Source organism: Salinivibrio sp. PR919 (assembly GCF_001995355.1).
Lineage (GTDB): Bacteria > Pseudomonadota > Gammaproteobacteria > Enterobacterales > Vibrionaceae > Salinivibrio > Salinivibrio proteolyticus.
Genome location: NZ_MUFL01000032.1, coordinates 1 through 10,332 on the forward strand (window position 1 = coordinate 1; position 10,332 = coordinate 10,332).

Sequence of the window (10,332 nt, forward strand, 5' to 3'; positions counted from 1 at the left end):
AGCTTCAATACTGCCGTTTCCGCTCGACTTGCATGTGTTAGGCCTGCCGCCAGCGTTCAATCTGAGCCATGATCAAACTCTTCAATTAAAGTTTTTTCGAAACCGAAGTTTCAGCTCAATGAATACTGATTACTGTTTCTCTCCGAAGAGAAAAACGAATTGACTGTGCCGAACAACTGTAAAAGTTGTCGTTTGGTCACTCAGTTCATCGAATAAATCTTTTTGTCTATTCTCAACGAGTGCCCACACAGATTGCATAGGTCAAATTGTTAAAGAGCGTTGACTTGCGAAGCGTTGCTTCGCTCGGTCAGGGCTGCGTATATTACTCGCCTTGCCGACGAAGTCAAGAAGAAATTTTATCTTTTTGTTGATGCCAACCGGCGAAAACAAAACCTCTTTTTGACTCCCCTAACGCGTTGTCTGCGTTAAGTAGGTGGGCTATCTTAATCATTTAAAAACTGACGTCAAGCGTTTATTTTTATTTGATTTTTTGCCCCGACATGGCCGCTGAGCCCTTGCCCTGTGTGCCGTGTCGATGGAGGCGCATTATAGCGACCCGGATCACACTGACAAGGGTTTTTCGCGTTTTTTATTTCGAGTGGACAATAATCCACCTAAAATGATGAATAACCAGCGATTTGAAACATTATAGCTACGCGCCTTTTACCAAGAAGTAACGCTGGTTGATTTTCTAAGAACCATTTAAGGGTACGCCGCTGCCAAATTGTCTTGCGTACCATCACTTTATTACTTGTATTAACGCTTATGACGCTTATGAAATCACCAATTGCTTTTGTATTGATTATCACCATCGCCATCCTCGGTGCCATTGTGGTCAACCTAATGAGTACGGTTTCTCCCGCTTTGGCTTTCGCTGCAGGTGCAGTTATCAGTGGTATTGCCTGCTTATATGCTCCCCAAGCTACAGTGACCGTTGCAACAAAAGAGGAAGAGCCCCCTCAGAGTAAGACGATTTATGTCGGCAACCTGCCCTATCGCGCCAATGAAAATGATGTGAAGTCCCTGTTTGGCGAGCATGGAGAAGTATTTGCGGTACGGTTAATGAAGGACAAGCGTACCGGTAAACGTCGTGGCTTTGGTTTTGTTGTGATGGCGGCTGCGCATGCAGATGATGCTATCGATGCCCTAAACAACAATGTTTACGGCGAGCGAACACTTAAAGTGCGTGAAGCGAACGATCCAAAAAAGCGGGAGCATAGCTAACGCGCTCTAATCCAATCGAGCGGATATAATCAGACAAGGCGGCGGCTTTTATAGGCGTCGCCGTCGCGTATGCGCGATTGCCATCACTGTTATCGCTAGTGATAGATGCTTGCGGCGTGACCAATGAGGCAACACGACGTGCAATGGCACTGCCGGAGTCAACCACCTGGACCTGTTTACCCATCGCCGCCTGTATTTCATCATGTAAGAGTGGAAAGTGGGTACAGCCTAGCACCAAGACATCGATGTGCGAATCAAACGGTGCAAGTATGGCGCTAAGGTCTTGCTGATTCACCGCCTCCCCTCGCAGTTTACGCTCTGCCATATGTACTAATGCTGTTGTCCCTACCGAGACAATTCGGCAATCTTTGGCGAAATCTGCGATCAGTTGTGCCGTATAAGGCCGGCTGACGGTGGCTGGGGTCGCGAGCAGACCGATAGCTTTGTGTTGACTCAAAGCCGCCGCTGGCTTGATCGCTGGTACCACGCCAACAACCGGTATAGAGAGTGCGTCGCGCAGTGTCGGCAGCACAAGTGTCGAGGCTGTATTACACGCAATGACGATGATATCGACTGCATGGCGCTCACAGGTCGCTTTGATCAGAGTGAGCACGCGATGCACTAGGCGTTGGTCTTCTAATTCGCCATAGGGGAAAGCGGCATTGTCGAACAAATAGGTATATTGAGCGCTCGGCAAGCTTGCCTTGATCGCTTGGTAGACAGATAAGCCTCCGACACCGGAGTCAAAGATCAGAATATGGGGTTGCGCCATGATCCAGCCACTCAATAAAAAAACGCCCTTATCATAACGATAAAGGCGTGATTAAAGCTAGTTTCGCCGTGAAACAGGCACTAGTACTGATAGTCTAACGTCATAAAATAGCCGCGTTCAGCTGACGGATAACCACCCGCGGTTTCGTAGTCTTTATCAAATACATTATCGACTTTACCTTTTACGGTCAGATTATCGGTCGCCTGATAGGATGCAGTGACCGCCCACAGGCTATAGCTTCCCAACATCTCTCCACCGGCATAATCCAGACGTTCACTTTGATACTGCCACTGAGTACCGAGCTGCAGTCGCTCCCATTGGTAGGATGCATCCCATTTCGCTATCCGTTTAGCGCGACGAGCAAGCTGCTCACCTGTTTGTTCATTTTTAGGATCTTTATATTCTAACGATATACGGTTATTTAAAGCGTGCACATCAAAATTGGCAATAAACTCAACGCCTTCGATCTTAGCTTTGCCCACGTTTTGGTTCTGACCGTTGGGGTAACTACCTGCATACTGAATGAGATTATCAATGCGATTGATATAGCCGGTGAGTGACCAATCAACGTCAGCGGTCACGCCACGAAGAGCAAGCTCGGTGTTGGATGACTCCTCCGGCTTGAGCGTTGCATTACCGCCCCATCCGTAAAGCTCAGTCAGACTTGGTGCCTTAAAAGCAGTACCGTAGCTAGCGACCAATTGATACCCTTCCGCTATCGCAAGACCCGCACTCGTCTGCCACGTCGTATGCTGTCCGTATTGTTCGTTATCATCCGAGCGTGCGCTTGCCTCAATAGATAGTGCTTCTACTGGGCTAAATTGCGTTAAAAGGTAAGTGCCCAGGTTATCGCGCGGGTTGATTGCAATATCATCGGGGTTGGTAATCAAGCTTCCTTCATTAAAGGTATCTTGACGATAATCCACACCACCACCAAGCAGCCAATCCTCCGTGGCTTGATACTGGAGTCCCAACGAGGTAGAGATTTGCTCAACATCTGAAGTTTTATTGTTTTTACGGTCACTGCCAGGGCTGTAGTCAAAGTTTTCTTGTTGGGAGATTTCTGCGCTGAGTGTTGCACTCCAAGTATCAGAGCGATAGTTCAGCGTGCTGGCCAGTGCTTGGCTTTCTAACCAACCATGTTTTAAGCTACCAAAATTATCGTAATCGTACTCATTCTGGTACCAGCGCCCCGTCACATCGGCCGACCAAGATGTATTCCAGCGATGACTGTAGCCAAGCTGCGCATTGCGGCCGGTAAAACCATGCTGATCTCCCCGGTTGCTCGCCGTTGGATGAACATTATATCCATCATTCGACTCATACCCAGCAATACCAGAGAAGTGACCGTTATCGCCTAATTTTGTTGCCCATGCGCCACTAACAGCATGATGATCCAAACTGCCTACGGTCGCTGAGACATTGGCTCGCTCTCTATTGCTTTTGGTGATGATATTGATCACCCCACCAATCGCGCTCGACCCATAAAGTGTGGCGCGTGCGCCGCGAATAATCTCAATACGCTCGATACTGTTTACTGGGATCTGATTAAAATCCACCGAGCCTTTGATGGATGACGCCATACGCATGCCATCAATCAAGACTAAAGAGTGGTCTGATTCCGTGCCGCGCATAAAAATAGAGGCAATTTGTCCACGGCCCCCACTTTGCGCAATCTCAATGCTCGGCACCGTACGCAATACATCGACAAGGCTTCGCGCCTGCAAGCGTGCAATGTCTTGACGTGTCAAAATGGTTGCTGATTGCAACACTGAGGCATCGGACTGTTCAAACCGACTTGCCGTCACCACCACCGTTTCGGTGTTTTGCTCGGCCCACGCGCTCACAGGGAGTAATGACGCCGCCACTAGGCTCGCCACAATCTGTTTGTTCATTGGTTATTCCTTTCTATCGCGAGAATATGCAGCATTGTGCTGCGGGGCGGGCTGTGTTCGGACTTAAGAGCGTGGCTTTCGCCGCCTACTGCTAACGACTTCCCATCGCATACTGTTAAACAGTATTGGCGACAGTGTCTGGCCTAGCGCCGAGTTAGGGTCGTTCTCTTACACCGCTGCGCGTCAGTTGCGGATTCTCACCGCATTCCAGTGACCAACAGGCTTATACTTGCTGATCACGTACCCGCCCACGGATAGTAGCCGTCTAGATGGATATTGTCCATTGATACCCCTATCGAATAAAGGAGAATCGTGAGCAAGGGTGGACATGGCTGGGGATTTGTCTAAAATCTGCGCTCATTTTCCAATCGCTGAGGCAGCCATCATGACCAAGGCTCACACCGCCGTTGACTACGACACACAGCTTGCTGAGAAAGTCCAACGACTCACTACCCAACTCGCGCCGTTTCATGCGCCTGAGCTAGAGATCTTTCGCTCACCGGAAACCCACTATCGGATGCGCGCAGAGTTTCGAGTATGGCATGAAGGCGACGACCTGTATTACATCATGTTTGATCCTGCGACCAAGCAGAAATATCGGGTCGATACCTTTCCTGCCGCAAGCCGTTTGATCAATGACCTCATGCCGCTATTGATGGATGCCATCAAGCCTAACGACGCGTTGCGACGTAAGCTCTTCCAAGTTGATTTTCTCTCCACTTTAAGCGGTGAGATCTTGGTGTCTTTGCTGTATCACCGCCAGCTAGACGAAGAGTGGGACGAGGCCGCGCAAGCGCTTAAACAACGTTTGAACGATGAGGGCTTTAACCTCAACCTGATTGGCCGTGCGCGCAAGCAAAAGAAAGTGCTAGACCGCGACTACGTTTTGGAAAAACTCAATGCCGATGGTCAGACATTGATCTACCAGCAAATTGAAAACAGCTTTACCCAACCAAACGGGCCCGTGGCGGAGAAAATGCTGGAATGGGCCATTGATTGCACCCGCGATAGCCAAGGTGATTTGCTGGAGCTGTATTGTGGGAATGGCAACTTCTCACTGGCATTAGCGAAAAACTTTCGCCGCGTCCTCGCCACCGAGCTGGCGAAACCCTCGGTACAATCGGCGCAATACAATATTGCCGCGAATCACATCGACAATGTGCAGATTATTCGTATGTCTGCCGAAGAGTTCACTCAAGCGATCAATGGCGAGCGCGAATTCCGCCGCTTAAAAGACCAAGGGGTGACGCTAAGTGACTATCAGTGCAATACCATCTTTGTCGATCCCCCTCGTGCGGGCATGGATGATGAAACCTGCAAAATGGTGCAAGGTTACGATCGGATTTTATATATCTCCTGTAACCCTGAGACTTTGGTCGAGAACCTAGAACGCCTCAGCCAAACACACCGCATTAGTCGCTGTGCGCTGTTCGACCAATTCCCGTTCACCCACCATACCGAAGCGGGTGTGTGGTTGGAGCGTAAATAGTCACAGGAAGCGAGTTCGTTACAACGTAAAAAGGCGTCTTTCGACGCCTTTTTTATTCACTCGTTAGTGTGCGATTCGCCGCGCGGGGCTTATACGTCAGAGGCAGTATCGTTTTTTGCTTTGCGGCTGAAAAAGCCCAGCTTATGACCCACCCAAAACGCCAGTACCATAGCAACCAAAATCGAGAAGAAGTTACCGCCCAATTCTGGCATTTGCATACGCATAAACGCAGAGTACCCAAACGCACCCACTAAGAAACACGCAAACGCGATCAGCGGCGTACCTTCAGTGAGGGGTTGGCGCTCATGCAATTGGTAGCAAGCATGTACCGCCAACACAAACGCTAGAATGGGAAAGATAGAAAACGCCACACCACCGATAAAAAGCGTAGCGAGAGTGGCACTGCCACAAATACCTGTGATCAATGACAGTACTAAGAATTTACGCTCAGATTTAACTTGCTCATGTTCCATGTTTTCACCTGTTATGACAGCTTTTTCTGTAATGCCCGCCGCTCACGATCTTTACGATACCAGTAAGCTCCCTTGGCTATCATGCGCAATTGTATCACCATTCGCTCGGCCAATTCTGCCCGTGAATGTGTATCAAGATCTAACGCTTCCGCGCCGGAGTTGAATACCAAGATCACGCAGGCTTCAGCCTGATTGTACGCTTCTTCATAGGTGAGCTGCGTGCGAGACTGCAAATACTCGGTCAATTCTGCGACAAAGTGCTGAATTTCTCGTGCTACAGCCGCACGGAACGCCGCTGAGGTGCCAGAACGTTCGCGAAGCAGCAAGCGAAAAACGTTGGGGCTGCTTTCAACAAATTCCATAAAGGTTTCGACCGAGGTACGCACCACGCTGCCTTCAGCGGCAATACGCTGACGGGCTTGACGCATCAGCTGACGAAGCAGGAGCCCCCCTTCATCGACCATGGTTAATCCCAACTCATCCATGTCTTTAAAGTGGCGATAAAATGAGGTTGGCGCAATGCCTGCTTCTCGCGCGACTTCTCGCAAACTCAAACTCGAGAAGCTTCGCTCTGCACTTAATTGGCTAAAGGCCGCATCAATCAATGAGCGACGCGTCTTTTCTTTTTGTTCTGCTCGAATACCCATCACACTCAACCTGCAGTCATCATGGCGCCACTATACGCATTTTTACGTCCTAAATCAGCCAAACACCCTCTTGAACAGCGCCTTGCCTTTCCCCTGCTCACATCCAGATCATGCAGGAAAGTTAACCTTACTGCCAATAAGCGTTAAACTGGTCATAAATGGATGTTGCAATAATGAAAATAAGGTTTGAATCCTATGAGCAAGTCGAATCCTCGCCCTGTTGACCATTTTGATGCGATCGTAATAGGGAGTGGCCCAGGCGGCGAAGGCGCGGCAATGGGGCTAACCAAGGCGGGCAAGCGCGTGGCCGTGATAGAACGCGAAAGCACTGTCGGTGGTGGCTGTACCCATTGGGGCACCATTCCTTCCAAAGCACTGCGTCACACCGTTAGCCGGATTATTGAATTTAATCAAAGTCCGATCTACACCCAGAACACCAAAAGTATTCACAGTACCTTCTCTCAAATCCTAAGCCATGCCGATTCCGTGATTGGCAAACAAACGCGCCTTCGTCAGGGTTTTTACGATCGCAATCAGTGCACGCTGCTCCATGGTATGGCGGAATTTGTTGACGCACATACTTTAGCCGTTCGCCACCCTGACGGCAGCAAAGAACATTACACCGCCGATCATTTTGTGATTGCGACTGGCTCACGCCCTTATCAACCAGCCGATGTCGATTTTAGCCACGCACGTATTTACGACAGTGATTCAATTCTGTCACTCAAGCATGATCCGCGCCACGTGATTATTTATGGCGCAGGCGTGATTGGCAGCGAATATGCATCTATTTTTCGTGGGCTTGGCGTTAAAGTCGACTTAATCAATACCCGTGATCGCTTGCTTTCATTCTTGGATAACGAAATTTCCGATGCCCTGTCATACCATTTTTGGAATAGCGGAGTCCTGATCCGCAATGATGAAACCTATGAGCGCATTGAGGGCACAGATGATGGCGTCATTGTCCATCTTGCCTCAGGTAAAAAAATGAAAGCCGACTGCCTGCTCTATGCTAACGGTCGCACCGGTAACACAGATACGTTGAATCTTGGTGCGGTGGGACTGACGCCCGACTCTCGCGGCCAGCTGAGCGTCGACGACAATTACTCGACCGAGGTTGACCATATTTATGCGGTTGGGGATGTGATTGGCTATCCAAGTTTGGCCAGCGCGGCCTATGATCAGGGACGGGTCGTCGCAGAAGCAATTAGCCAAGGCAATGCCAATGCACGCCTCATTGAACATATTCCCACCGGGATTTATACCATCCCAGAAATCAGTTCTGTGGGGAAAACGGAGCAAGAGCTCACGGCAGAGAAAGTCCCGTATGAAGTCGGCCGCTCGCAATTTAAACATCTCGCTCGCGCCCAAATTGCCGGGATGGATGTTGGCAGTTTAAAGATCCTCTTTCATCGCGATACCCRTGAGATTTTGGGGATCCACTGCTTTGGTGAGCGTGCCTCAGAGATCATTCACATTGGCCAAGCGATTTTTGAGCAAAAAGGCGCCGGTAATACCATCGACTATTTCGTCAATACCACCTTTAACTACCCGACCATGGCCGAAGCGTACCGCGTTGCTGCACTCAACGGCTTAAATCGCTTGTTCTAAGCGGTACTAATCGCTGTCTCTTACCAAAAAACGGCACCCGAGGGTGCCGTTTCGCGCGACTGTTACGATGCACGCAATATCGAAGACCAAGCGAGCGATTCATCACCCAGAACAATAAAATTGGGGTTTTGTAACGAGTCACGCTCGTTATATGACAAGGGGTCCAACTCGGTACTTAAAATCCGCCCCCCTGCTTGTTCGACAATGCATTGGGTGGCTGCCGTATCCCACTCCCCTGTCGGACCTAGACGCAAATAGCAATCTACCGCGCCTTCAGCGACCAAACACGCTTTCAATGCTGCGGACCCTAGTGGCACCAAATCATAGTTGATCTCAGGGGCGAGTTTTTCTGTCACGGCATGAATATCTTGACGACGGCTAATGGCAATAGAGAGCGAGGTAATGGCCTCTTCTCGCTTCATTGTCGAGATGCGATGCATTTCGCCATCGGGGGTGATTTTCCACGCCCCTTTTTCTTGGCACGCATAATAAGTCACACCCGAGACCGGGGCATAGACCACTCCCATCACCGGATGGTTATTTTCCACCAGCGCAATAATGGTGGCAAAATCGCCACTTCCCGCAATAAACTCTTGGGTACCATCCAGTGGGTCAATCAACCAGTAACGTTGCCATTGCTGGCGATCACTAAGCGGCACACCACAATCTTCTTCCGATAACACCGGAATATCCGGGGTTAATGCCGTCAGTTTCTCGCTGATCATTTTATGTGCGGCAAGATCCGCGCTGGTGACGGGGGTTTCATCGCTTTTGGTCATTTCCTCGAAATCACCGTCTTGGTAAATATCGAGAATCACTTGTCCCGCTGCACGGGTAATTTCAATCACATCGGGCAACAACTCAGGCAATGGCATGCCTCACCTCTCAGATTGTAAGTACTTCAGCGCCATCATTAGTGCGGTGATACTGCGCGCTTCACAGAAATCGCCGTGGGTCAGCAACTCCTCCGCTTGAGCTAATGGCCAACGGATCACCTCAAGTGGTTCGGGTTCATCCCCTTCCAAGGTTTCAGGATACAAATCACGTGCCAACATCAGTGTCATACGGCTTGAGAAATACGACGGAGCCAATACGACCTCTTTGAGTGGAATAAGCTCGCGGGCGCCCAAACCTATTTCTTCTTTCAATTCACGCACCGCTGCCTGCTCTGGCACTTCCCCTTTATCGATTAACCCTTTTGGAAAGCCTAGCTCATATCGCTCCGTGCCGGCTGCATATTCCCGCACCAGCAACAAATCCCCCTGTTCGGTCAGCGGCACCATCATGACCGCATTGCGGCCCGAAGGCTTCATGCGTTCATAGGTACGATTTACGCCGTTACTAAACTGGAGGTCGAGCGATTCCACCTTAAATAAACGAGAAGCGGCAACCACTTGCTTAGACAGGATCTGGGGAGGTTTTCGCTGCGTCATATCCTATTTGCACCCTTTACTGATAAGCCTAACAGGCTTGATTAGCCTCGAAAAGAAAAGCGATAGCGCCCTTGTTGATCCGGCGCACCCAGCCAAGCAAGTGGCTCTTTCATTGGCGGTGGGAACGCGGCTTCCGGCTTGAGCCATCCCGAAACAGAGTATCGCCCCGACGGTGTGATTGACAATGAAAACTTATTACTCAGCGAGGAAGACGCGCCTTGGCCTTCGGCGAGAATACCTTGCTGCTCACAACGGAGTGTGGCACTGGCTGGGATGTCCGCTAAACGCCCCATTGGTAAGCGTAATGCGGCTTGCTGCCACTGCAGCTGACCATCGAGTCGCTGACAGCCCGCCTCGGTAAAGGCCAGATCGCGTAATACCAGATCCACATGGCCTTCAATCGCCATATTGGCAGGGAGTGCCACCGAACTGGCAAGCAAATCGGCCGGTGCTGACACCAGCGCACGGGATAAAGAAACAGCATGACCATCAAAGCCCACGGTTGCTTTCCCTTTCACCCCATCTGGGCTGCGAAGACGAATATTCGCTTCTAACGTTGCCGCGGTGAATAAACGGTGCACCTTAATATCCCAGCGAAGTGGCCCGACGGTGTAATCTTGCCAGCGTATTTGCGCAATGCGTCCTTTCCACACTGTCCCCTCAATCGCGCCCACGTTAAGTTCAGGCGGTAAGGGGGCCAGACGCAATAGTGATGCGGGTGCGTGGATCACGGCGCTGAGTACAAAAACCAGCGTACAAGCTAAGCCCAAGACTATTTTTTTCTTCAT

At 50.2% G+C, this 10,332-nt stretch carries 10 protein-coding genes, 1 rRNA gene and 1 riboswitch; of the genes, 3 read left to right on the top strand and 8 right to left on the bottom strand.

From position 1 onward, the window contains the following. Positions 1-88: ribosomal RNA gene (locus BZG83_RS07995) — 16S ribosomal RNA — on the bottom strand; the annotation flags it as partial. A gap of 686 nt (positions 89-774) precedes the next feature. On the opposite strand from BZG83_RS07995, the gene BZG83_RS08000 reads away from it, so the two are divergent. Beyond that, positions 775-1,224, top strand: coding sequence for an RNA recognition motif domain-containing protein (locus tag BZG83_RS08000; protein WP_077458406.1), 450 nt, complete (start codon positions 775-777; stop codon positions 1,222-1,224). On the opposite strand, the gene murI is transcribed toward BZG83_RS08000, so the two are convergent. Together murI and BZG83_RS08010 are read right to left on the bottom strand one after the other, a co-directional pair. After that, entirely contained in the window at positions 1,178-1,996 is an 819-nt protein-coding gene (murI, locus tag BZG83_RS08005) for a glutamate racemase (protein ID WP_077480036.1), read from the bottom strand. The genes BZG83_RS08000 and murI overlap by 47 nt on opposite strands. Before the next feature lie 80 nt (positions 1,997-2,076). After that, positions 2,077-3,891, bottom strand: coding sequence for a TonB-dependent receptor domain-containing protein (locus BZG83_RS08010; RefSeq protein WP_077480037.1), 1,815 nt, complete (start codon positions 3,889-3,891; stop codon positions 2,077-2,079). A gap of 31 nt (positions 3,892-3,922) precedes the next feature. Beyond that, a riboswitch (cobalamin riboswitch) is annotated at positions 3,923-4,155 on the bottom strand. 121 nt (positions 4,156-4,276) lie between these two features. Here BZG83_RS08010 and trmA point away from each other — a divergent pair. Beyond that, positions 4,277-5,380, top strand: a complete 1,104-nt coding sequence (gene trmA, locus BZG83_RS08015) for a tRNA (uridine(54)-C5)-methyltransferase TrmA (RefSeq protein WP_077480059.1) — start codon at positions 4,277-4,279, stop codon at positions 5,378-5,380. An 89-nt stretch (positions 5,381-5,469) separates the two neighbouring features. On the opposite strand, the gene BZG83_RS08020 is transcribed toward trmA, so the two are convergent. Together BZG83_RS08020 and fabR are read right to left on the bottom strand one after the other, a co-directional pair. Beyond that, positions 5,470-5,853 carry a YijD family membrane protein gene (locus BZG83_RS08020; protein ID WP_077480038.1) on the bottom strand — a complete coding sequence of 128 codons (384 nt, stop codon included), beginning with the start codon at positions 5,851-5,853 and terminating at the stop codon, positions 5,470-5,472. An 11-nt stretch (positions 5,854-5,864) separates the two neighbouring features. After that, positions 5,865-6,500: an HTH-type transcriptional repressor FabR gene (gene fabR / locus BZG83_RS08025; RefSeq protein ID WP_069586866.1), complete on the bottom strand. Its 636-nt coding sequence runs from the start codon at positions 6,498-6,500 to the stop codon at positions 5,865-5,867. A gap of 195 nt (positions 6,501-6,695) precedes the next feature. Between fabR and sthA the strand changes: the two genes are divergently transcribed. Next, on the top strand, positions 6,696-8,111 hold the full coding sequence (gene sthA / locus BZG83_RS08030) for a Si-specific NAD(P)(+) transhydrogenase (protein WP_077480039.1): 1,416 nt from the start codon (positions 6,696-6,698) through the stop codon (positions 8,109-8,111). A 62-nt stretch (positions 8,112-8,173) separates the two neighbouring features. Here sthA and cysQ read toward each other — a convergent pair whose 3' ends face one another. The 3 genes from cysQ to BZG83_RS08045 are packed head-to-tail and all read right to left on the bottom strand — an operon-like array spanning position 8,174 to position 10,332. After that, positions 8,174-8,986, bottom strand: a complete 813-nt coding sequence (gene cysQ, locus BZG83_RS08035) for a 3'(2'),5'-bisphosphate nucleotidase CysQ (protein WP_077480040.1) — start codon at positions 8,984-8,986, stop codon at positions 8,174-8,176. A 3-nt stretch (positions 8,987-8,989) separates the two neighbouring features. Further along, entirely contained in the window at positions 8,990-9,544 is a 555-nt protein-coding gene (nudE, locus tag BZG83_RS08040) for an ADP compounds hydrolase NudE (RefSeq protein WP_069591222.1), read from the bottom strand. Between the two features lie 41 nt (positions 9,545-9,585). Beyond that, a complete protein-coding gene (locus tag BZG83_RS08045; protein ID WP_077480041.1) occupies positions 9,586-10,332 on the bottom strand; it encodes a type II secretion system protein N in 747 nt (248 codons plus the stop codon).

Coding starts and splice junctions, on each gene's coding strand:
- murI (WP_077480036.1), bottom strand. CDS start 1,996: ATGGCGCAACCCCATATTCTGATCTTTGACTCCGGTGTCGGAGGCTTA.
- trmA (WP_077480059.1), top strand. CDS start 4,277: ATGACCAAGGCTCACACCGCCGTTGACTACGACACACAGCTTGCTGAG.
- nudE (WP_069591222.1), bottom strand. CDS start 9,544: ATGACGCAGCGAAAACCTCCCCAGATCCTGTCTAAGCAAGTGGTTGCC.
- fabR (WP_069586866.1), bottom strand. CDS start 6,500: ATGGGTATTCGAGCAGAACAAAAAGAAAAGACGCGTCGCTCATTGATT.
- cysQ (WP_077480040.1), bottom strand. CDS start 8,986: ATGCCATTGCCTGAGTTGTTGCCCGATGTGATTGAAATTACCCGTGCA.
- BZG83_RS08000 (WP_077458406.1), top strand. CDS start 775: ATGAAATCACCAATTGCTTTTGTATTGATTATCACCATCGCCATCCTC.
- BZG83_RS08045 (WP_077480041.1), bottom strand. CDS start 10,332: ATGAAGAAAAAAATAGTCTTGGGCTTAGCTTGTACGCTGGTTTTTGTA.
- BZG83_RS08010 (WP_077480037.1), bottom strand. CDS start 3,891: ATGAACAAACAGATTGTGGCGAGCCTAGTGGCGGCGTCATTACTCCCT.
- BZG83_RS08020 (WP_077480038.1), bottom strand. CDS start 5,853: ATGGAACATGAGCAAGTTAAATCTGAGCGTAAATTCTTAGTACTGTCA.